Annotated in this window: 17 protein-coding genes and 1 pseudogene; 4 read left to right on the top strand and 14 right to left on the bottom strand. The window is 74.8% G+C overall.

Annotated features, from left to right (window positions below; all coding sequences use genetic code 11):
• Positions 1-291, bottom strand: a 291-nt coding sequence (locus tag ABZX67_RS18330; protein WP_355361269.1) for an FAD binding domain-containing protein, incomplete at its 3' end; no start/stop codon positions are given.
• A 341-nt stretch (positions 292-632) separates the two neighbouring features.
• On the opposite strand from ABZX67_RS18330, the gene ABZX67_RS18325 reads away from it, so the two are divergent.
• The 3 genes from ABZX67_RS18325 to ABZX67_RS18315 all read left to right on the top strand — a co-directional run bounded on the left by ABZX67_RS18325 (position 633) and on the right by ABZX67_RS18315 (position 4,778).
• Positions 633-2,426, top strand: coding sequence for a PucR family transcriptional regulator ligand-binding domain-containing protein (locus ABZX67_RS18325; RefSeq protein ID WP_355361267.1), 1,794 nt, complete (start codon positions 633-635; stop codon positions 2,424-2,426).
• A gap of 63 nt (positions 2,427-2,489) precedes the next feature.
• Positions 2,490-3,326, top strand: a complete 837-nt coding sequence (locus ABZX67_RS18320; RefSeq protein WP_355361265.1) for a pentapeptide repeat-containing protein — start codon at positions 2,490-2,492, stop codon at positions 3,324-3,326.
• 132 nt (positions 3,327-3,458) lie between these two features.
• Positions 3,459-4,778: a hypothetical protein gene (locus ABZX67_RS18315; RefSeq protein WP_355361263.1), complete on the top strand. Its 1,320-nt coding sequence runs from the start codon at positions 3,459-3,461 to the stop codon at positions 4,776-4,778.
• A 45-nt stretch (positions 4,779-4,823) separates the two neighbouring features.
• Here the strand turns inward: ABZX67_RS18315 and ABZX67_RS18310 are convergent, their stop codons facing one another.
• Both ABZX67_RS18310 and ABZX67_RS18305 read right to left on the bottom strand, forming a co-directional pair.
• Complete coding sequence (locus ABZX67_RS18310) at positions 4,824-6,953, bottom strand: transglycosylase domain-containing protein (protein ID WP_355361261.1); 2,130 nt, start codon at positions 6,951-6,953, stop codon at positions 4,824-4,826.
• A gap of 348 nt (positions 6,954-7,301) precedes the next feature.
• Positions 7,302-7,958, bottom strand: a complete 657-nt coding sequence (locus ABZX67_RS18305) for a TetR family transcriptional regulator (protein ID WP_355361259.1) — start codon at positions 7,956-7,958, stop codon at positions 7,302-7,304.
• Positions 7,959-8,161: 203 nt separating this feature from the next.
• On the opposite strand from ABZX67_RS18305, the gene ABZX67_RS18300 reads away from it, so the two are divergent.
• Positions 8,162-9,043, top strand: a complete 882-nt coding sequence (locus ABZX67_RS18300; RefSeq protein WP_355361257.1) for an RICIN domain-containing protein — start codon at positions 8,162-8,164, stop codon at positions 9,041-9,043.
• On the opposite strand, the gene ABZX67_RS18295 is transcribed toward ABZX67_RS18300, so the two are convergent.
• From ABZX67_RS18295 to ABZX67_RS18245, 11 genes and pseudogenes are all read right to left on the bottom strand, one after another.
• Entirely contained in the window at positions 9,040-10,914 is a 1,875-nt protein-coding gene (locus tag ABZX67_RS18295; RefSeq protein ID WP_355361255.1) for an ABC transporter ATP-binding protein, read from the bottom strand. The two genes, ABZX67_RS18300 and ABZX67_RS18295, sit on opposite strands and share 4 nt — an antisense overlap.
• Positions 10,911-11,432 (bottom strand): lasso peptide biosynthesis B2 protein, encoded by a 522-nt coding sequence (locus ABZX67_RS18290; RefSeq protein WP_355361253.1) that lies wholly within the window; start codon positions 11,430-11,432, stop codon positions 10,911-10,913. The genes ABZX67_RS18295 and ABZX67_RS18290 overlap by 4 nt, the downstream gene beginning before the upstream one ends.
• Complete coding sequence (locus ABZX67_RS18285) at positions 11,429-11,683, bottom strand: lasso peptide biosynthesis PqqD family chaperone (protein ID WP_355361251.1); 255 nt, start codon at positions 11,681-11,683, stop codon at positions 11,429-11,431. The genes ABZX67_RS18290 and ABZX67_RS18285 overlap by 4 nt, the downstream gene beginning before the upstream one ends.
• Before the next feature lie 17 nt (positions 11,684-11,700).
• Positions 11,701-13,554: pseudogene (locus ABZX67_RS18280) on the bottom strand (asparagine synthase-related protein); the annotation flags it as partial.
• 28 nt (positions 13,555-13,582) lie between these two features.
• On the bottom strand, positions 13,583-13,693 hold the full coding sequence (locus tag ABZX67_RS18275; RefSeq protein ID WP_355361249.1) for a keywimysin-related RiPP: 111 nt from the start codon (positions 13,691-13,693) through the stop codon (positions 13,583-13,585).
• Between the two features lie 342 nt (positions 13,694-14,035).
• Positions 14,036-15,772, bottom strand: a complete 1,737-nt coding sequence (locus ABZX67_RS18270) for an ABC transporter ATP-binding protein (RefSeq protein WP_355361247.1) — start codon at positions 15,770-15,772, stop codon at positions 14,036-14,038.
• Positions 15,769-17,502, bottom strand: coding sequence for an ABC transporter ATP-binding protein (locus tag ABZX67_RS18265; RefSeq protein ID WP_355361245.1), 1,734 nt, complete (start codon positions 17,500-17,502; stop codon positions 15,769-15,771). Before ABZX67_RS18265 ends, ABZX67_RS18270 begins: the two co-directional genes overlap by 4 nt.
• Positions 17,499-18,611, bottom strand: coding sequence for a hypothetical protein (locus tag ABZX67_RS18260; RefSeq protein WP_355361243.1), 1,113 nt, complete (start codon positions 18,609-18,611; stop codon positions 17,499-17,501). Before ABZX67_RS18260 ends, ABZX67_RS18265 begins: the two co-directional genes overlap by 4 nt.
• Positions 18,611-19,960, bottom strand: coding sequence for a YcaO-like family protein (locus tag ABZX67_RS18255; protein ID WP_355361240.1), 1,350 nt, complete (start codon positions 19,958-19,960; stop codon positions 18,611-18,613). The genes ABZX67_RS18260 and ABZX67_RS18255 overlap by 1 nt, the downstream gene beginning before the upstream one ends.
• Positions 19,957-21,339, bottom strand: a complete 1,383-nt coding sequence (locus ABZX67_RS18250; protein ID WP_355361238.1) for a CocE/NonD family hydrolase — start codon at positions 21,337-21,339, stop codon at positions 19,957-19,959. The genes ABZX67_RS18255 and ABZX67_RS18250 overlap by 4 nt, the downstream gene beginning before the upstream one ends.
• Positions 21,336-22,127 carry a hypothetical protein gene (locus ABZX67_RS18245; RefSeq protein WP_355361236.1) on the bottom strand — a complete coding sequence of 264 codons (792 nt, stop codon included), beginning with the start codon at positions 22,125-22,127 and terminating at the stop codon, positions 21,336-21,338. The genes ABZX67_RS18250 and ABZX67_RS18245 overlap by 4 nt, the downstream gene beginning before the upstream one ends.
• Between the last annotated feature and the right edge of the window lie 72 nt (positions 22,128-22,199).

The following is a 22,199-nucleotide window of genomic DNA, read 5'->3' as shown; positions in this document are numbered from 1 at the left end:
CTGCGGCGACGCGACCGTGTGGGACGCCAGGGCCAGGCCCGGCAGCTCGTCACGGAGGTTCTCCATGATCCGCGTGTACGGCACGGAGGCGCCCAGGCGGACGTTCTCCTCGCCGACCTCGTATTCGCTCAGCAGCTCGATGCGGTTGAGGTCGAGCAGGTACTCCGGCCGCCGGTGGTCGAAGTTGATCTCGACCATGACATCAGTGCCACCCGCGATAGGCACGGCCGTGGGGTGCTCGGCCTTGGCGGCGAGCGCCTCCTCCCAGCTTGCGGGGCGAAGGAAGTCCATGAGTGGCTCTCTTCTACGTGATCCGGTGGTACGTGATCCAGGTGATCGACGTGTGCCGTGATCTGCGTGATCGGTCGTTCGCTGGGGCACGGGGGACGGCCGGGCCCACGTTCTCGTCTTCATGTTCACGTGCTGTTAACGCGTCGTGGAGCAAGTACACCTAGCGGTGCTCCACCCGGTGCAGTCGCTGAACATATGAAGGAGTTGGCTGGCCGCCCTCCTCGTCTTGTAGATTCGAACGAAAGGCGAGGACCAGTAACCTCTCCGTTTCCCCCCGGAAACGGTGGCCACGGGTCACCGGCCACAACCAGACACCCACGAAAAAGATCGGCGGCGACGAGATGCGGCTGCGCGCACTGCTGGAAACCGACGCGCTGGGGCTGCGGCTGCTCGGCGGCGAGGACGAGCTCGACCGCACGGTGCGCGGCGTGATGACGACGGACCTACGGGACCCCAGCCGGTACCTGTCGGGCGGCGAGCTGGTGCTCACCGGCCTGGCCTGGCGACGGGACGAGCACGACTCCGAGCCGTTCGTCCGCATCCTTTCCGCGGCCGGCGTCGCGGGCCTGGCGGCCGGCGAGGCGGAACTGGGCGCCATCCCGGACGATCTGGTTCAGGCTTGTTTGCGCCACCGCCTCCCCCTCTTCGCAGTAAACGAGTCCGTTGCTTTTGCAACGATCACGGAGCATGTTGTTCGACAGGTGTCGGGCGAGCGGGCCGGTGATCTCGCCGCCGTCGTCGATCGGCACAGAAGGCTGATGACGTCCGGCCCGGCGGGCGGCGGACCCGAGGTCGTCCTGGACCTCCTCGGCTCCGACCTGGACCTGCACGCTTGGGTGTTGTCGCCGACCGGGCGCCGCATCGCGGGCGCCGGCGCGCCGCTGCCCGCCGAGGTGGGCGCCCGGCTCGCCGGTGAGCACCTGGCCGCGACCCGCACCGGGCGGCGCGGTCCGCACCGCGCGCAGGTCGGCCCCACGACGTACTCGCTCTTCCCGATCCGTAACACCGGGCGCGGCGCGACGCCCGCGGCGCGCGATGTGCGCGAGACCGTGCTGTCCGATTGGCTGCTGGCCGTCGAGGCCGACGCGAGCGACTGGCCTGCCGCCCGGCTCGACCTGCTCCAGGGCGTCACGCAGCTGATCGCCGTCGAGCGGGACCGGCGGGACGCGGCGCGTACGGTACGGCGGCGGCTCGCTCAGGAGGTCCTGGAGCTGGTCCAGACGGGCGCGGCCCCGGCGGAGATCGCGGCGCGCCTCAGGGTGGCCGCGCCGGTGCTGCTGCCGGGCCTCGGGACCGCGCCGCACTGGCAGGTCGTGGTGGCGCGCGTCGAGTGGGGCGAGGAGGGCGCGGCCTCGGCGGGCGGCCCGGGCACCGCGGGCGGCGGAACGGCCGTCACGGGCGGGGCGAAGGGCGCTCCGGCCCTCGAGACCGGGCCGGTCGCCCAGTCGCTGCTGGAGGAGATCCTGGTCGACCCGGCGACCTCCGGCCCCGACTCGGCCGACCGGATCGCGGTGGCGCACACCGGCGACGAGGCGATCGCCCTGGTGCCGCTGCCCGCGGTGCCGGGGGCGGACGGTTCCGGCGCCTCCCCCGACGACGCGGAGGAGGAGGGCGCGGTCGCGGTGCACGCCGGCGGACCCGGGCTGCACGCGGACGCGCTGCTCGCGGCCGTCCGCGAGCCGCTGTCGGCGGGTCTCGCGGACGACGGGCGGCTGACGCTGGGCGTGAGCGCCGCCGTGCACTCGGCCGAGGGGCTGCGCGGCGCGCTGGAGGAGGCGCGGCACGCGCGGCGGGTGGCGGCGGCGCGGCCCGGGCGCGTGTGCGCGGCCGGGCACCACGAGCTGGCGTCGCACGTGCTGCTGCTGCCCTTCGTGCCGGACGACGTGCGGCGGGCGTTCACGGCGCGGCTGCTGGACCCGCTGCGGGACTACGACCGGCGCCACCGGGCGGAGCTGATCCCGACGCTGGAGGCGTTCCTCGACTCGGACGGGTCGTGGACGCGGTGCGCGACGCGGCTGCACCTGCACGTGAACACGCTGCGGTACCGGGTGGGGAGGATCGAGCAGCTGACGGGGCGTGACCTGTCGCGGCTGGAGGACAAGCTGGACTTCTTCCTCGCGCTGCGCATGTCGTAAGAATGTCCTGACATACGGTCAACCTCTCCCCCTACGCCTGAGAAAACTGGTAAGCGATCCCCGATGTCCGGACATAACGACACACTGCAGCTGGACACCCTGCGCGGCGACTGCGCCAACTGCTTCGGCCTCTGCTGCGTCGCCCTGCCCTTCACCGCGTCGGCGGACTTCGCCGTCGGCAAGCCCGCCGGCACCCCGTGCGGCAACCTGCGGGACGACTTCCGCTGCGGCATCCACACCCGCCTGCGCGACGAGGGCTTCCCCGGCTGCACGGTGTACGACTGCTTCGGCGCCGGCCAGAAGGTCTCCCAGGTGACCTTCGGCGGGCGCGACTGGCGCCGGAACCCGGACACGGCCCAGGCCATGTTCGCCGCCTTCCCCGTCGTACGGCAGTTGCACGAGCTGCTCCGGTACCTCGCCGAGGTGCTGGAGCTGGAGCCCGCGCGCCCCCTCCACGGGGAGGTCCGCCGTGCCCTCGACGACACCGAGCGGCTCACGCTCCTCTCCCCCGCCGAACTCGCCGCCCTCGACCTCGGCGCCCAGCGCCGGGTCGTCGGGGATCTGCTCCAGCGCGCCGCCGAGCTCGTCCGGGCGGGGGTCCCCGGCGCGCGGTCCAAGAAGAAGAACCGCCGCGGCGCCGACCTCATGGGCGCCCGCCTCACCGGCGCCGACCTGCGCGGCGCGAGCCTGCGCGGCGCCTACCTCATCGCGGCCGACCTCACGGGCGCCGACCTGCGCCAGGCCGACCTCCTCGGCGCGGACCTCCGCGACGCCCGGCTGGCCGGCGCCGACCTCACCGGCGCACTCTTCCTCACCCAGCCGCAGCTCAACGCGGCGCGGGGCGACGCCCGGACGGTCCTGCCCGCGCGCCTCGCACGGCCCGCGCACTGGGAGGCGTAAGGGCGGCGCAAGAGGCACAACTCACCGGACAGATGTGCGACATCACACCAAGCGGACCGATGAGACGTTCTATATTCGGATCGTCATGCCGGATGAAGCATGCCTTTTCCTCGCACCGAGAGAGCCACAGCGATGACCCGAAGCGCCCGCAGCCGGGGCCGCAGACGAGCCGGCAGCCGCGGCTCCCGCGCCCGCACCGCCCTGATGACCGTGTCCGCGCTGCTGCTCGTCTCGGTCGCGCTGTTCCTCGGCAGGACCCTCACCGGCGGCTCCGAGACCCCGGCGGCGGCGACGGGCACCGGCGACGACGGCGAGGCCCCGCAGGCCCAGGGAGAGCGCCCGCCCGCCGGGGCGAACGCCCGTAAGCGCGCGGAGCCCTGGGACGGCAAGGTGGAGGTGCTGGGCGACGGCTCGACCTCGCACACCGGCCCGCAGCCGGGCCAGCTGAAGCCCGAGAAGCTGAAGCCGGGCCAGAAGCCCCCGCAGTTCGTGGTCTTCTCCTGGGACGGCGCGCTGGAGGGCGACGACCACCTCTTCTCCCACTTCCGCCAGGTGGCCAAGGAGAGCGACGCGCACATGACCTTCTTCCTGACCGGCATCTACCTGCTGCCGAAGTCGAAGTCGGACGTGTACGACCCCCCGCAGCACGACCGGGGCTCCGCCGCCATCTCGTACCCCACCGACGAGCACATCCGGACGACGCTCACCCAGCTGAGCGGCGCCTGGAAGGACGGCCACGAGATCGGCTCCCACTTCAACGGCCACTTCTGCGGCCCCAAGGGCGGCGGCGACTGGAGCGTCGACGAGTGGAAGAGCGAGATCGACCAGACGTACGGCTTCCTCAAGAAGTGGAAGACCCACACCGGCTTCACCGACATCCCGCCGCTGCCGTTCGACCCCGACCGTGAGTTCGTCGGGGGCCGGGCCCCTTGCCTGGAGGGCCAGAAGAACCTCATCACGGCGAGCAAGGAGTACGACTGGCGCTATGACGCCAGCTCCCCCGGCGGCTTCCAGGCGTGGCCGCGCAAGCAGCAGGGGATCTGGGACTTCCCGCTGCAGCTGCTGCCGTACCCGGACAAGGAGATCCAGGTCCTCTCCATGGACTTCAACTTCCTCTACAACCAGTCCAAGGGAAAGACGGACGGCGACCCCGCCCTGTACCCGACCTGGAAGAAGACGACGCTGGACGCGTACATGAACGGCTTCAACCGGGTCTACAACGGCAGCCGGGCCCCGCTGTTCATCGGCAACCACTTCGAGCAGTGGAACGGCGGCATCTACATGCAGGCCGTGGAAGAGATGATGCGGGACGTCTGCCCGCGGAAGGACGTGGAGTGCGTGTCCTTCCGCGAGCTGTCCGACTGGCTGGACGTCCAGGACCCGGCCGTCCTGGAGCAGCTGCGCTCGCTGGACCCGGGGCAGGCGCCCGACTGGAAGGCGCTCGTCAAGTAACCCGAGTAACGGCAATCAGGGCCGGACGCGGTGGCGGTACGTCCCTCAGGGGCGTGCCGCCCCTTGCGTCCGGCCCTCCGTGTAGTCCCGCCAGATGTCGGCCGGAAGGCTGCTGCCGAGCGTCCCGGCCTCGGCGCCGGCCACCCGGTCCAGCGGCAGCAGGTCCAGCTTGCGCAGGTCCATCCGGTAGAGCACCACCGCCGTGGCCTCCTGCTCGGTGTACCCGACGAACCACGCGGCCTTGTTGTCCTGCGTCGTCCCCGTCTTGCCGGCCGCGCGGACCCCCGGCACCCGCGCCCTCGCGCCGGTGCCCTCCTCCATCACGCCCTCCAGCGCGTCGGTCACCTGCCGCGCCACGTCGGCGGAGAAGACCCGCTGGGAGCGCACGGCGGGCAGCCGGACCTCCTGACCGTTGCGGGTGACGCGGAGGACCGAGTACGGCTCGGTGTGCATGCCCTTCGAGGCGAACGTCCCGTACGCCGTCGCCATCCGGATGGCGCTGGGCGTCGAGGTGCCCAGCGAGAAGGCCGGCACCTGCGGGCCCATGCTCGACGGCAGCATCCCGGCGTTCACGGCGTGGCGGCGCACCCGGTCCAGGCCCACGTCCATGCCGAGCTGGAGGAACGGCGTGTTGACGGAGTTCACCATCGCCTCGCGCAGGGTGATGGACTCTCCCCACGACTTGCCGCCGTCGTTCTTGCCCTTCACCACCCTGCCGTTGCGGTCCCAGTAGGGGCCCTCGGGCGTCATCACGGAGGCGTTGTGCCGGCCGTCGTACGGGGTGGAGGGGGTGACGGGCACACGGGGGCCCTGCCGTTCGCGCATCACGCCTTCGCTGAGGGCCGCCGCGTAGACGAACGGGGTGAAGGCCGACCCGGCCGGGACGGTCACCGCGTTGGACTCGTTGAAGCCCTGCTTGAGGAAGCCGGGCCCGCCGTACAGGGCCAGGATCTTCCCGTCGGCGCCGACCGTGGCCGCACCCGTCCTGACGAAGGTGTCCTCCTCCCGCTTCTTCGGGTCGAGTTTCGCCCGGGCCGTGTGGACGGCCTTGTCCAGGGAGTCGGTCCGCTTCTTGTTGAACGTCGTGTAGATCTGGTAGCCGCCGAGGTCGAACTCCGCGTCGGAGACCTTGCCGCTGCGGGTGACGTAGGACTTGGCGAGTTCGACGAGGTATCCGTGCTGGCCGCTGAGGTCGGTCCGGCCGCCGGTCACCTCGGTGGGCTCGGGGAACTTGGTGAACTTCGCGCGCTCAGCCGGCGAGAGCTTGCCGATCTCGACCATGCGGTCCAGCGTCCACTCCCAGCGCTCGACGGCCCGCTCGCGGTTCCCGCCGCCGAGCGCGGGGTCGTACAGCCCGGCGCCCTTCAGGAGGGAGGCCAGGAAGGCCCCCTCGCTCGCGTTGAGCTCGGACACCTCCTTGCCGTAGTACGCCTGCGAGGCGCGCTGGATGCCGTAGGTGCCGCGGCCGAACCAGCTGGTGTTGAGATACCCCTCCAGGATCTCGTCCTTGCTGAACTTGTTGTCCACCTTGAGCGCGAGCATCATCTCGGTGAACTTCCGCGAGTACGTCTGGTCCTGGTTGAGGTAGGCGTTCTTCACGTACTGCTGCGTGATGGTGGAGCCACCCTGCGTCTCGCCGCCCCCGAGCATCCGGGTGATCGCGCGCGCGATGCCGGACGGCGAAATGCCCGGGTCCTCGTAGAAGCTCGCGTTCTCGGCCGCCAGCACCGCCCATCGGACGTCCTCGGGCACCTCTTCGAGGGGCATCTCCTGGCGCCGCACCCATCCGGTACGCGCCATCACCGAGCCGTCGTCCCAGTAGTAGACGTTGTCCTGCTGGGTGGCGAAGGAGTTCAGGTCCTCAGGTATCTCGGTACGCCAGTACGCGAGGGCCAGACCGGTCGTGACGAGCCCCACGGTGATGAGCAGGGAGCCCACGAGCTGCCGCCACGAGGGAATCCACCGGCGGAACCCCTGCCGGCCCGGGCGGGGGTAGTCCGGCCGCATGCGCCGCGCGAGCGGGAGCAGCACCGCGAGCCGGTCCACGGGCACCCAGGAGGGCAGCTTGCGTCGCGGCTGCCGGGCAGCCCTGCGGGAGCCGGCGGCTCCCGTGCGCGGCTCGCGGGCGGAGTCCCCCCGGCCCGCCGAGCCGGAGGGGAGGGTCCGCAGGGCCATCGTGGACTCCGTGTCCACAGGACCGGCGGGCCGGGGGGACTCCGCGTACGCAGCGTCCTCCGGGTGCTCCGGGTGCTCCGGCCTGGTATGACCGGTGGGCTCCGCGCGTATGGAACCGAGGCGTCCGGCCCCTCGACGCGGAGCCGGTTTCCCCCTCTTACCCATGGCGCATCACCACGCCCTCGCACCTGACGACACAGCCGACCACGGTCATCGACATCGTTCCCCCCAAGAAGTCCACAGCGTGGCCCGCTGTGCTCACGCCTTCTTTACGGTATTCACCCTATGAAAGGTGAAGTTTCACCGACTCCGGGGGGCGGGTTCAGCATCCGGGCAGCCGCGTGCTCATCACCGCGCGTAGTCCGCGAGGGCGGGTTCCAGCAGATCGAACGCCCGGGTGGCCTCCTCCTCCAGGACCGCCGCGATCTCCGGGTTGCCGCGGCCGGCGAGCGTGAGCTCCTGGATGCGCTGGAACAGGACGCGGTGCACCGCACCCAGCAGGGCCGCGGCGGTGCGCGCCGCGATGTCGTCGCCCGGGACACCGGTCGCCTCGGCGAGGGCGGCGGCGAGGGCGTCCTCCCGCTGGTCGTGCAGGCCGCGGAGGCAGGCGGTCAGCGTGGGGCTGGCGGCGATCATTCCGGTGAACTCCGGACCGGCGAAGCCCGCGACGGGGTCCTGGGCGGCGACGGCGGCCAGGAAGGAGCGGCGGAGCGCCGCGAGAGCGGTCTCCCCGGGGGCCCGGTCGGCGACGGTACGGGCCAGGCCGGCGGCGAACTCCTCCTGGTGGTCGAAGGCCAGGTCCTCCTTGCGCGGGAAGTAGTTCGTCACCGTCTTCTTGGCGACGCGCGCGGCGTCGGCGATGTCGGCGATGGTCGTGGCCTCGAAGCCCCGCTCCAGGAAGAGCCGGGTAGCGCGGTCGGAGATCAGCTGCCGCGTCTCGCGCTTCTTGGTCTCCCGCAGGCCCGGGGCCGCGGCGTCCGTCGCACTGCTCGTCTGCTGCGTCATGCCAAAATCTTACACCGATAGCATCTTTATGCCGGGTACGCGCATACCCCGCCGCTACTTTTACGCCGGCCGTACCGCTCCGGCGGGTGCGGTCCAAGGGATGTGACGTAACCCTTACGGCACCACCGGAGGGGGTGACCTCGAGACGCTCGGCGGTGTGGACTCCAGAGCGACCGCATTGTCGATCTTGCGATGGAGTGATCATGAGTCGGTTCCGTGCCGTGCCGGCCGCGTCCGCGGCCCTGGCCGCCGCCTTCCTCGGTGTCCCCGCCCCCGCGTGGGCCGCCACCCCGGACGTCCCCGAGACCTTGCGGGTCTCGACCGGCCCCTACGCGGGCTTCCAGTTCTGCGGCGCTCAGACGCCGCCGACGTTCAGCACGACCAACGGTTCCGCACCCCTGTTCGCCGCCTCGGTCAGGGGCGTGGACCCCCAGCCGAACCTGGGCGGGACGATAGAGCTCGCACGGTCGGGCGAACAGCCGTTCCGCACGTTCCAGGTCACCACGGGGCCGGTCGGGCACGGGTGGGGCGTCCAGATTCCCACCAGCACCTTCAGCCCTGGTGACTACCGGTGGCGGATCCGCGCCGAAGGCTCCGACGGCCCGTCCGCCTGGGCCGCCTGGTGCACGTTCACCGTGACCGGCCCGGCGCCCACGCCCACACCCTCATCCACGGAGTTCACCTACAGCCCCGACGGCGGCAGGCACTGCCTGGACGTGGGCGGCGCGAGCAAGGAAGACGCCGCCCGGGTGCAGCTGTGGGACTGCAACGGCTCCTTGGGCCAGACCTGGAAGACCACGCCCGAGGGCACCCTGGTGAACCCGAACTCGGGCAAGTGCCTGGACGTGGCCGGCGCGGGTACCGCCAACGGCACCAAGGTCCAGATCTACACCTGCAACGGCACGGCCGCCCAGCAGTGGCGCCACGACCAGCCCACCCCGGGCGCCTTGACCAACCCCCGGTCCGGCAAGTGCCTGGACGTGCCCTACGCGAACTTCACCAACGGGGTCCAGGTGCAGATCCACGAGTGCAACGGCACCAACGCCCAGGTCTGGAGCGCCGTATCCGGGGAGAGCTCCCCCTAGGGGGTGTCTCGCCGCGTCCCGCGTACGCCGTTGTGCCGCAGCATCTGGCCGGCGGCCAGCGCGCGGTACAGGGGGCTGGTCTCCAGCAGCTCCCCGTGGTCGCCGCAGGCGACGGCCCGGCCCTCGTCCAGGACGACGATCCGGTCGGCGTGCTGGACCGTCGAGAGCCGGTGCGCGATCACCAGCACCGCGCACTCCCGGGCCGCGTCCCGCATCACGGCGGTGAGCGCCGCCTCGTTGAGGGCGTCCAGGTGGGACGTCGGCTCGTCCAGCAGCAGCAGGGACGGCCGGGCGAGCAGGGCGCGGGCCAGGGCGACGCGCTGCCGCTCGCCGCCCGAGAGGGTTCCGCCGCGCTCGCCGAGCCGGCCGGACAGACCGCCGGGAAGGCGCCGTACGACATCCTCCAGCTGGGCCAGTTCGACCACGCGCCGCACCTCCTCGTCGGTGGCACCGGGCGCCGCGTAGGCGATGTTGTCGCGCAACGTGCCGTGGACGACGTGGGTGTTCTGGTCGACGACCGCGATACGCGCCCGGCACTGCGCGCGGGTCAGCTCGGCGGCGGGCCGCCCGCCGAACAGCAGCGTCCCGGAGTCCGGTTCGTAGAACCGCGCCGCGAGCGCGAAGAGGGTGGACTTGCCCGCGCCGGAGCGGCCCACCAGGGCCACCTGCCGGCGGTGCGGGACGGTCAGGGTGACGCCGCGCAGCACCGGCCGCCCCGGGTCGTAGCCGAACCGGACGTCCCGCAGGGCGAGGACGGGCGCCTCCGCCTTGGCGGGATCCGGTGTACGAGGTGTCGCCGTCCACCGCGCGGGGCCGGGCTCCGTCGGCTCCGTCGGCTCCGCCGCCAGCGCCAGCGCCTCGGCGATGCGCTGATGGGCGCCCATGCCCCGCTGGATCAGCCCCACCGCCCGGAACACCGACGACAGCGGCAGCACGAGGTACGACGCGTACAGCAGGAAGGCGACGAGGTCTCCGAGGGAGCCGGAGCTGCCGTTCACCCGCAGGCCGCCGATGACCAGGACGATGAGGAACGAGCCCTGGACGGCGAGTTCGACGGCCGGACTCATCACGGAGGCCAGTTTCGCCGTCCGTACGCCCGCGTCGTACGCCGCGTCCACGCGCTCCCCGATGCGCCGCGCCTCGCGCTCCTCCGCCCGGTGCACCCGCACCATCGGCAGGGCGCCGAGCGCACGCTCCAGGTCCGCGGCGAGGGCGCCCACGGCGTTCTGCATGCGGCTCGACGCGGCGCGGATGCCCTGGAGCAGCGAGGTCACGACGGCGGCGGCAGCGGCCACCGTCAGCGCGACGAGGAGCAGCAGGACGGGGTCGAGCCAGGCCATGAGCACGATCGCCCCAGCCGCCACCAGCGCACCCGTCACGAGGTCGACGAGGGCCTGGGACACGACCTCCCGCAGCAGCGTGGTGTCGGCGGTGACCCGGGCGATCAGGTCGCCGCCGCGGTGGCGGTCGTACTCCCGCATCTCCAGCCGCAGCAGCCGGGCCACCAGCCCGTGGCGGAGTTGCCGTACGACGCCCTCGCCCATGCGCTCCAGGACGAAGCGCCCCACCGCGCCGGTGGCCGCCTCGGCGGCGAACAGCGCGGCGAGCAGCGCCAGCGGCGCCCAGAACGCCCCGCCGTCCCCGGCGCGCCCGCTCCCGCCCACGACGAGCCGGGCCACCAGCGGCTGCGCCAGGCCGAGCGCGGAGCCGACCAGGGTGAGGGCGGTGGCGGTGGCGACGGAGGACCGGTGTCCGGCGGTGAGCCGGTAGAGGGTGACGACCGCGGCCCGGGTGGAGCGGTCGGGCTGCGCGCCCGACCGGCCCGCCTCCGCGCCCGAGCGGCCGGCCTCCGCCTTCTGCGCGCCGGTCATGGTCCGGGCGGTCCGCTCGCCGCCGGGTCCGCCGCGTGACCCGGGTCTGCCGGTGCGACCGGAGCCGCCGGAGCCGCACGACCCGCCGACCCCACCGATCCCACCGGTCCCACCGCGATCAGCCGTCGGAAGTAGTCGTCCGGCACTCCCTCCCCCACCGGCCGCCCCTCCGCCTCGATCCACGCGTGCGCGGTGAACGGCGGCACGACCCGTACGCCCGTGCACCACGTCGGCCAGCTCCCGCCCAGCCGGCACAGCAGCGCCGCGCCCAGCGAGCGGGGCAGGCAGCCGCGCGGCCCCGCGCAGCGCAGGCTCACCGCGCACAGGGCGTCGCGGGCGGCCCCGGCCTGCGCGGCGGTGGCGGGCCGGGCCCCGCGGCGTACGACTCCGAGCACGGCGCGCACCCGGCGCGGCGGCAGCAGCGCCAGCGCGAACGCGGGCAGCAGCACGAGCCGCGCGGCCAGCCGCCGGGCGAACGGCACTCCGGTGGGCCGCTCCAGCGCGCTCGGTGTGGTCATGCGACCAGCCCCGAGGAGCGCAGCTCGGCCACCAGGGCGGCGACGTCCTGCTCCGCCCGCGTCCGGTCGATGTCGTACGCGGCGACGAGCGCGTCCGCCGCGGCGGATTCGTCGCCGCCCGCCATCAAGGCGCGGACGACGACGGTGCCGGCGGGGTTCAACTCCCAGTACTGTCCGCTCCGTTCGTCGAGGAGGACCGTGCCGTAGTCGGTGTCGGCGGTGGAGACGTCGGCGCCGAAGCGCAGTGCCATGGCGGGTTCCCTTCGGTCGGGGGCTTCGTGGCGGGCGTGAGGCCGCGCAGCCAGACCTCGCAGGCGATCGTCGAGTAGAGGATGGCGTCCCGCAGCCCGGGCGTGGAGGGCCGCTCGGCGAGGCGGCGCAGCGCGGCGCCGTCCACCAGGCCGAGGCGGGCGAGCCGTGAGTCCTCCCAGAGCGCGACCAGGTCGGCGCGGTGTGCCCGCAGCCCGTCGGCGGCGTCCATGGAGGCGGCTGCCTTGTTGGTGCGCCGCAGGCACGCCTCGGGCACGATCCCGCTCATGGCGGCGGTGAGGAGGGGCTTGTACGCCCAGGGTGTGACGCGTTCGTCGGGCCGGACGGCGAGGCATGCCTCGATGACGCGGTCGTCCAGGAACGGCGAGGCCATCGGCACGCCGGCGCGGGCGGCCATCCGGTCCCACTGCCGGATGATGCGGCTGCCGGCGCGGATCTGGTCGAGGTCGGCGTGGAGGCCGCGGTCCGGGTGGAGCGGTGCGGCGGTGGCGGCGGCTTCGCGCAGGGCGCGCCGCGCGGCCGCCTCGGCGTCGGGCGTCACCCAGTCGAAGAGGCGCGGGGGCATGCCCCAGCCGAGGCTGGTGGTGGCGGTGGCGGGTCCCGGTTCGCGCAGCCGGCCGCTCGCGTCCGCGAGCCACGTGCCGTACGGGCGGGAGTCGGCCAGAGCGCGCAGCGTGGTGCCGAGCGGCCACTGCCACAGGGCACGGAAGCCGCGCAACTGCCGTGCGGCGAACAGCGGTCGGGTGCGGGCGAGGCGGTGGTAGTACGCCTCCGAGCACCAGGCCACGTGGTCGCCCCCGATGCCGGTCAGGTGGAGGCGGCTGCCCCGCTCGGCCATGGCGGGCAGGTGGTGCAGGACCCGGGAGCGGTCCATGACGCCGATGGTGGGTTCGTCCAACAGGTCGTCGATGGCGAGGAGGTCGGTGTAGACGAGGGGGGAGGCGTCGGCGTCCCACACGACGTGTTCCACGTCGGGCAGGAAGCGGGCGGCCTGCCGCGCCCAGTGCAGGTCGGTGTCGGCGGGGTCGCGTCCGGGCCAGGTGCTGGCCACCACGTGGGCGGGTGAGTCGTCGGCGAGGAAGCAGATGGTGGTGGAGTCCAGGCCGCCCGACAGGTCGCAACTGACCGTGCCTCCGGCTCGGGTGCGCGCGTCGACGGCTTCGGTGAGCGCCTCGCGGACGAGCGGCGCGCCGTGAGCGAGCGTCCGCGCCGGCTCCGGCGGGGTCCACCAGCGAGCGTGCCGTGCGCCGCGTCCATCCGGCGCGACGACGAGCGCGTCCTCGGGTGGTACGGCGGTGACGCCGCGCCACATCGGCGCCTCGGCCAGCGGGTGCGGCACGGGCCACAGCAGCCGGACGGCGAGCTGCTCGGGGTCGGGGTCGCGGCCCAGCGCGGCGGCGAGCACGTCGGCGCGCGACGCGGCCACCCGTACGCCGCCGACCGCCGCGTGGAAGACCAGCCGCAGCCCGGAGGCGGTTCCCTGCACGCGGAGCCGGCCGTCGAGGACGGCCACCAGGTGGAAGCTGCCGGGCAGCGTACGGGCCAGGGCGTCCAGTTGTGCGAGGTCCCGCAAGCGGGCGGCGTGCCGCTGCAGTTCGGCCTCGTCGAGCGGGCAGCAGCCGATGACGGCGAGGAGCGTGGCCCCGGCACGGGCGGCCACGATCTCGTCGTCGTGCCAGCGGCCGACGAGCCAGGGCCGCCCGGAGGGGTGGGGCAGCGTGCGGGTGGCCGCGCGGGTGTCGGTGGTGCGGGAGAAGAGCCGGGCCACGGCGGGCGCGGCCGCGTGGTCCGGAAGGACCACGAAATCCGCGTCGCCGGGGCCCGGTCCCGCACTCTCGTGCGTGTGTGTCATGGCGTCGATTCGCTCGACCCGTCGACCGTCAGTTCTTGCTCAGGATCAGACGGTCGTTGCCGGAGCTCTGGAGGAGCCCGGTCTTCTTACGGAAGGAACCCAGGCGGACGAGCATCGGTGCCTCGTATGCCTTCTTCATGGATGTCTCCTTCTGTTCGGTTGTCCACCCGTCCTGTGATGGCGGGTGGCCCGGTAACAGAAGCAAGCCCCAGGTCAACGCCGTACCGCAAGAGTCGGTCTGTTTCTCAGATTGTCGTACTAATCTGATGGTTGGGGGTTGAAAGCACACGGGGAATCGCAGAGACGTCCGGTGCGCGCCCGGAGGGGTGATTTCGCGTCAGGTTCCGTGCGTCGTGGCAACACTTCGCCACCTGCGTTTTCCCGGAATTCAGCGCTCCCGGTACTCGGGGGCGCACATCTGGCGCGTATGTCGCCGCCCGGCGCGCAAAACACATCGCGCGCGCCCATTTCCCGCTCGCAGTCACCGAGTGAGCACCCGCGCGAACGCCCCCTCCTTCGCCGCCGACAGCTCCTCCCACGTACCGGTCTCGGCGATCCGGCCGCCCTCCAGGACCGCGATCCGGTCCGCCCGGCGGACCGTCGCCGGGCGGTGGGCGATCACCACCGTCGTACGGCCCCGGGAGGCGGCCGCCAGCGCCGCCGACAGCTCCGCGTCCCCCGCCGTGTCCAGATGGGCCGTCGTCTCGTCCAGGACCAGCACCCGAGGGTCCGTCAGCAGCGCCCGGGCGAGCGCCACGCGCGAACGCTGGCCGCCGGAGAGCGTCGCGCCCCGCTCCCCCACGTGGGTGCCGTAGCCGTCGGGCAGCGCCTCGGCGATCCGGTCCACCCCGCACAGGCGGGCGGCGGCGCGAAGCTCCCCGTCCGTCGCGTCCGGCGCCGCCAGGCGCAGGTTGTCGGCGAGCGTCCCGTGGAACAGCGGCGCGTCCTGGCCGACCACCGCGACCGTGCGCCGCAGCTCCTCGTCCGCGAGGTCGCGTACGTCGACGGGATCGCCGTGCGCGCCGACGAGCTCCACCGCCCCCTCCGCCGGGTCCCAGAACCGGGCCAGCAGCGCCGCGCACGTCGACTTGCCGGCGCCCGACGCCCCCACCAGGGCGAGGGTCTCCCCCGCGCGGACCGTGAGGTCGAGGCCGTCGAGCACGGGAGCGCCGCCGTAGTCGAAGCGGACGCCCCGCAGCCGGATCCCGAGCGGTCCGGCCGGTACCGGCCTCGGCGCGGCGGGCTCGGGCGCACCGGCCCGGGCGCGGATCGCCGCGCCGACGCGGGACGCCGCCGCGCGCAGCCCGCCCGCCTGGCCGAGCGCCGCGGCCGAGTCGGCGACCGGCGCCAGGGCGCCGAGCGCCAGGGCCATGGCGGCCGGGGCCCACGCCCCGCCGAGCGTGTGCGCGGCCGCCGCGACCACCCCGACGACCGCCGCCACCACCAGCAGGTCGCGCACCGCCGCCGCGCCCGCCTCCCACGCGTGCTCGGCCCGCTGGGCCTCGCCGAGCCGCTCGCCGTGGGCGCGCAGCCCCGCGCGGCGGCGGTCCAGCGCGTCGAACGCCAGCAGTTCGCGCATCCCGTCGACCGTCTCGACCACCTCGGCCGACAGTTCGGCCGCGGCCCGCCGGGTCCGGGCTCCGCGTTCCGCCCTGCCCCGGCCCTCCAGCAGCGGCGCGAGGACCAGCAGCCCGGCCACGGGGAGGACCGGGGCCAGCAGCCAGGGGTCCAGCACCGCGAGGACCGCCGTACCGGCGGAGAACACCACGCCGGAGGCGAGGAGTTGCGCGACGGCGTGCGCGTAGAAGAACTCCAGCGCCTCCACATCGCCCAGCGCGGCCGCCGCCAGGTCGCCGCTGCGGCGGCCGGCTATCCGGGCGGGCGCGCTGCGGGCCAGGCCGTCGAAGACCCGTATCCGCAGCTCCGCCAGCACCCGGTACGCCAGGTCGTGCGACAGGTCCATCTCGCGCCAGGTGGCGAGCGAGCGGACCACCACCAGGGCGGTCAGGGCGCCGACCGCGGCCGGGGCGGGCGCGGCGCGCTCCATGACGGCGGTGCCGACGGTGTGCGCGGCGAGCGTGACCAGCGCGACGAGCGCCGCCTGGTCGACGAGGGCGGCGGCGAAGGTGCGTACCGTCATCGCCTTGTGGGCCGCGAGGACGGGCAGCAGGGCCCGCAGGGCACCCCGCTCGGGCTTGTCGACAAGATGGGTGCTCACGCCGCCTCCTCGTGGGTGCGTCCGGCGGCGACGAGCCGCGCGTACAGGGAGCTGCGGGCCAGCAGGCTCGTGTGCGTGCCGACCGCGTCGACCCGGCCGCCGTCCAGCACGACGATCCGGTCCGCGTCCCGTACGGAGGCGAGGCGGTGCGCCACCACCAGGCACGTACGGCCGCGCGCGGCGCGGAGCAGCTCGCGCCCGATGAGGGCCTCGCGGCGTTCGTCGACGGCGCTCGTCGCCTCGTCGAGCACCAGGACCGGGGCGTCCGCGAGGAGCGCCCGGGCGAGCGCGAGGCGCTGGCGCTGGCCGCCGGAGAGCGTCGCGCCGCGCTCCCCCACCTGGGTGCCGTAACCGTCGGGCAGGCGGGTGATCTCGTCATGGACGCCCGCCGCACGGGCGGCGGCGTACAGCTCGTCGTCGGTGGCGCCGGGGCGCGCCAGGCGGAGGTTGTCGGCGATGGAGGCGTGGAAGAGGTACGTCTCCTGCGACACCACCGCGATGCCACGGCGCAGCGCGGCGAGCGCGTAGGCGGTGTGGTCGGTGCCGTCGAGCGTCACGCGGCCGCCGTCCGGGTCCCAGTGGCGCAGGAGCAGGGCGACGAGCGTCGACTTGCCCGCGCCGGAGGGGCCGACGACGGCCGTCGTGCGGCCCGCTTCGGCGGTGAACGACACACCGCGCAGGGCGGGCGCGGTGGCGCCGGGGTAGGTGAAGCGCACGTCGTCGAAGCGGACGGCCGGGGGGTGGGCGGGGGGTCGCCGGCCGCCCCCGTCGCGTACGGACGGACGCGCGGTACGGAGCTCGGCGATGCCGTCGGCGGCCGAGACGCCGAGGTAGCCCGCGTGCCACTCGCGCGACAGGTCGCGGACCGGGCGGAAGCACTCGGAGGCCAGCATGAGGAGCAGGTACGTACCGGTGGCGGCGGTCCGGCCGGACGCGGCCGACGCGCAGGCGACGAGCGCGGCGGCGACCGTGCCGCCCTGCACGGCGAGGTCCGTGATGCCGGTGTCGATCAGCGACACCCGCAGCTTGGCGACGGTGGCGCGGTGCAGGGCGGCCGAACGCTCCTCCAGGCGCGCGCGGACGCGGGCGACCGCCCCGGCGGCCCGCAGCGCCGGCATGCCCTGCAGCGCCTCCAGGTAGTCGGCGGAGAGCGCCTCGTACGATCCCCAGTGCTCCTGCCCGCGCCGGGCCAGCAGCTTGTCCCACCAGCGGGGCGCGAAGAGGGCCAGGACGAGGGCCGGGGCGAGGGCGAGGAGCGCGACCGGCTCCACCACGGCGACGGCCAGGAGGAGCAGCGGCGGCAGCACGCAGGTGACCAGCAGCTGCGGCAGGTAGCGGGAGACGTACGCGTCGACGCCCTCGACGCCGTCGACGAGGGTGGCGCGTACGGCTCCGGCGCGGGCGTCCGTGCCGCGGCCGACGGGGCCGAGGGTGCCGAGCCGTTCGAGGAGCGCGTCGCGCAGGCCCGTCCGTACGCGCGCCCCGGCGCGGACGGCGAGGGTGCGCTGACGGCGGGTCAGCGCGGCGCGGACGGCGACGGTGGCGAGGACGGCCGCCAGCAGGGCGGGCAGGGTCTGCGTCTCACCCCGCGCGATCCGGGCCAGGGCGAGGGCGAGCAGCACCGCTTGCGCCAGGTGCGTCGCGGCCACGGCCCCCAGCAGAGCGGTCGCCCCGAGGAGGGGACGCCGCGCGATCCGGGCGGCACGCAGCAGCTCCGGGTGGAGCATCATGGCCGATGGGTCCCTTCTGAGTGAGCGCCCAGGGTGAGGGCGTGGACGATGTCGGGCGGGCCGCCCGGGCCGTGCTGCCATGAGCCGACGGGACGCGAGGCGAGCCCGAGGTGGCCGGCCACGGCCTGGGCCAGGCCCACGGCGTAACCGGCGTGCAGGTGGGTATGGCGGACGTGGGCCGGGGGCGCGTCGTCGGGGCAGCCGTGCGCGAGCAGCAGGGCGCCCGCGTGCCCGACCCAGTGCTGGCCCGCGGCGCGGGCGGCGAGGGCCTCGGGGGCTGTGTCGGTGCGGAGCCCCCACCGCACCGCGGTGGTGCGACGGGCCGTCGCCAGGACCGCTTCCAGCAGGTGCCGTTCCGGTACGCCTCCGAGGGGCGGTTCCGCGCTGCGGCGCGACAGCAGCGCGGCCTCCGGAAGCGCGGGCGCTTCCGCGCGCAGCCACGCCGTCGCTCCGGGAAGCCCGTCGAGGATCCGCCACGTCTCCTCCAGGACCGGAGGCGGCATGTGAGGCGTCGGCGGGGGCGGGGCCCCGGGCCCGTGGGCCGCCCAGCGCTCCAGGACGTCACGCGGGCCGGGTGTCAGGCGGACGGCGGCCAGCGGGTGTTCCGGTTCGGCGCCGCGCCAGTCGGGCGGGAGGCCCGCCGCCTGGGCGAGGAGCGTGACGTCGGCGTCCGGGCACCACTCCGGGGCGCCCGCGAGCGCGAGGGCGGCCGCCGCGTGGCCGGTGTCCAGGAGCAGCAGCGGCCAGGCGCGGTGGCCGTAGTGGCAGACCGTGCGCCGGGCGGTGACGGTCAGGACGGCGACCGCGCCCGGCGGTGCGTCGGCGGGCGCGGTGGTGCGCGCGATCAGGCGGTGGCGTACGGGGTCGTAGGCGTACCGGCCCGGCGGGAGCGGGGTGCCCCGGCCCAGCAGGAGGTGGGCGTTGACCGGGTGCAGGGCGCCCGCGGACGCGGCCGGGCGCAGGCGGCCGCCCGCGAGGGACAGCCGCAGGAGCCGGTCCAGGGGCGGCGGGACCGGCCGGAGCTCGCCCGGCCAGGGGGTGACCTGGCGTCCGGCCGGGAAGTCCGGGCCGGGCGGCTGGGGGGAACGGGCTCGGGTCAGGGGGTTCATCACATGTGGGGCGGCGGCGCGAGGGTGAAGTCGCCGGCCGTGGTGGGCGCGTTGGTACGCCAGTGGCGGTCGAGGGCCGCCTCGGCGAAGCGGGGGCAGCCGAGGTAGGCGAAGGCCGCCGGCTGGTTGGGGATCAGGCCGGAGACGAGGACGCGGGCGACGCGCAGGGGCGTCTCCCGGACGTCCTCGGTCGTCAGGTCGAAGGTGAGGATCCGGTGGCCGGCGAGGCGGGCCTCCAGCTCGCCACGGGTGCCGGCCTTGACGTCGGTGACGGGGACGGTGCCGAGCGACGGGCTTGTGAAGCGGCGTGCGTACGGCGCCATGCGGGGGTCGAGCCACACCTGGACGTGGGCGCCGAGGTCCCGTACGGCGGCGAAGTCCTCGCCGCAGTCGTCGAGGTAGCGGCGGTCGGGGCGGTGGTCGAGGTAGAGGCCGCGGGCGAGCATGCCCGCCTCGATGGCCTGGAAGACCCAGCCGTCGGCGTCGGTGGTGCCCTGGGTGAAGACCCAGGTGTGGACGGCCTCCAGGACGGCTTTGCGGGCGGCTTCGGCCGGGTCGTAGCGGCAGGCGAAGCCGGCGGCGTACAGGTCGCGCGCGGGGTCGTGGACGAGCGCGGCCATGCAGGGCGCGAACTCGGAGGGCATCTCCACGATCCACACGTCGAGGTCGCAGCCCGCGAGGTCGTCGGTCAGGCCGGGGACGCTGGCGGGGTCGATGCCCCGGGTCGGGCCGTCGAGGTGCCACCACAGTTCGAGGGCGTCGCGCTCGACGATCTCCAGGAGCGCGCGTTCGACGGCGTCGTCGAGGCCCTGGCCGGTGGCGATGCCCGCGTAGTTGAGGTGGTGCGTGCGCGGGAGCGAGCGGTGGGCTCCCTGCCGCCAGTTGAGGTGGGTGAGGGCGACCGGGGCCCAGACCTCCTCGCCGTCCTCGGTGCCGCGCGCCCAGAGGGCGGGGGTCTCGGGGGTGAGGGGCCGGTACGGGAACCCGGGGCGGGCGTACTGCCAGGGCGCGTAGGCGGGCAGGTCGCCGGGGCCGTACAGGCGCTTGCCCTCGGCGGCGAGTTCGGCGGCGGTGGCGCGGCGCGGCGCGGCGGGGTGGCCGGGCGGCGGGACGCGGTTGCCGCAGTAGCGTTCGACGGCCTCGGCGATGGCCGCGACGCGGGCGCCGGCCGGGTCGCCGAAGGTGGTGCCGAGGGAGACCCGGTCGGCGGGCCAGGCGCCGAACCGGCGGGCGTCGGAGACGTCGGCGGTCATGGCGGTGTAGCGGGGCGGGGCGCCGGTGGGGTGCGGTACGGGCTCGACGCCGCGTATCAGCCCGCAGACCGGGTCCACGAGGGCTTCGATGTTCACGTCTGGATCTCCTGTACGGGGTCGACGGGGCGGGCGCCCCGGACGACGGGGAGGAGCAGGGCGCTGCCCCGGGTGCGTACGGTGCGGTGGGACGGCAGCAGGCGCGTGGCGGTCACCGGGTCCTCGCCGGTGTGCGGGTTGCGCGCGTGTGCCGGGAAGTGGTGGCCCGCGACCTCCAGGCGCAGGCGCGTACCGGCGGGCAGGCGCCGGGCGAGGTGGCCGAGCGGGACGGTGAAGGGCCCGGGTCCGGTGCGGCGCACGACGCCGGTGGCGAGCGGGTCGGCCCGCCCTTCGGGGTCGAGGGCGACGAGCCGTACGGCCCAGTCGGCGCTCGGCGCGTCGGCGGTGGCGTCCAGGGACACGTCGGCGGGGCCGAGCAGGTCCAGGGGGCGCGGGAGCGGCGGCGAGAGGAGCAGGCAGCGGTCCGGGGGGCCGTCGGTGGGGACGTCCAGCCCGTCGGAGCGGACCGGGTGCTCGGGGTCGGCGACGAAGTCGGCGCCGCGCAGCAGCCGCAGGCCGGTGCCGAAGGCGTACGGCGTGGGCTGGACGGGCCGGGGGCGGTACCAGTGGTCGCTGCCGCCGAGCGCGACCGCGCCGGTCCGGCCGGTGAGCGCTCCGTCGAGTGCGGCGCGGGCCCAGCCGGTGTAGAGGGCGCCGAGGGAGAGGCGGTGTGCGGGGCGGGCCTCGGGCGCCGGTTCGGCGGTGAGCCGGTGGCCCCAGGGGCCGAGCAGCAGGCGGGCGGGGCCGGGCCAGCGCCGCCAGAGCCGGAGGGTGTCCTCGGCGAACGGGTCGCGGGTGCCTCCGACGGCGAGCAGCGGCACGGCGGATGCGGGTATCTCGCGGCGGGGTGCGCGCCACAGGGCCCGCCAGGCCGGGGAGTCGAGGATTCCGGTGACGGGGAGGTGGTCCAGCGCCCGGGGGGTGGCGGGGAGGTCGCCGTGCTGGGACCACCAGCCGACGCGCGCCTGGAGGCGTTCGGGGCCGGTGGTCTCGCGCGCGGTCTGGGCGAGCCCCAGCGCGGGGACGGCGGCGATCACGGCGTCGGCGCCGGGGGTGACGAGGGCGCAGTGGGCGGCGTAGGAGGCACCGGCGGCGATGACCCGGCCGTCGCTCCAGGGCTGGGCGCGGACCCAGTGGAGGGTCGCCTCGCCGTCCGCGCGCTCGTGGTCGCCGTACGGCTGCCAGTCGCCCTCGGATCCGTGCCGGCCGCGTACGTCCTGGGCGAGCGCGGCGAAGCCCCGGGCGGCCCAGCCGCGCAGCTCGGCGCGGTGGTGGCGGCGGTCGTAGGGGGTGCGGACGACGACGGCGGGGTGGGGGCCGGGCGTCGGGGGCAGGCAGACGTCGGTCGCGAGCCCCTCGATGCGGACGGTGCTGGTCACGGTCGGGCGTCCAGCGGGGCGACGTCCGGCACCGGGAGGACGGGGTGTTCGGTGACGGTGAGGTCGCGCAGGTCGAGGCGGCGCAGCCGGCGCCGTACGGGCAGGGGGGCGCCATTGGCCCAGGCGAGGAGGTCGCCGGTGAGGAGGGCGGCGGTGAGCGCGGCGGAGGCCTCGGTGTGGCGGCCGCCGTCGGGGGTGGTGTGTCCGGCCCAGTAGGCGGCGAGTTCGCGGTGCGCGGGGGTGGCGGCGAGGCGCCGGAGGCGTACGTGCGCGGAGGTGACGTCGCCGGGGGCGCAGGCAAGCGGCTCCAGCCAGGCGTGGGCGCCTTCGCGGTGGCAGCGCAGGAAGGCGGTGCCGCGGGCGGGGAGCCGGTCGGCCTCGTCCCAGACGCCTTCGGGGGCGGGCCCGTCCAGGCACCAGACGACCGCCGTCCGTGCGGGGTCCGGGTCGCGGTCGGGGAGTTCCTCCCGCACGCGGGCTCCCGCGTCGCGGACGCACCGCGTGAGCGGCCCTGTCAGCCCGGGGTCTCCGAGCACGACCACGGTGCGTCCGTCGAGCGGGGCGGGAACCTGCGTGCGGGTGGTGTAACCGGCCTCCTCGAAGACGTCGGCGAGGGCTGCCAGTTCGCCGGTCGCCGGGAGGCCGGTCGTCAGATGTGCCAGGAGCTCCGTCTCGTCCACGTCTCCCGTGTTCACCCGCAGGAACGTTCCGTCGGGCGTGCGGACGGCGAGGCCCCGGTCAGGGACGGTGACGAGGGCGACGCCGGGCGCGAGCCGCACGGTGGCCACGATGTTCCTCCAAGAGAGACGGGCGGGACGGGACGGGACGGGCCCGCCCGGGAAGGCGATCCGGGCGGGCCC

Source organism: Streptomyces sp. NPDC003036 (assembly GCF_040611175.1).
GTDB lineage: Bacteria > Actinomycetota > Actinomycetes > Streptomycetales > Streptomycetaceae > Streptomyces.
The sequence above is the reverse complement of the archived record's forward strand: the minus strand, read 5'-3'. Positions and strand labels throughout refer to the sequence as shown.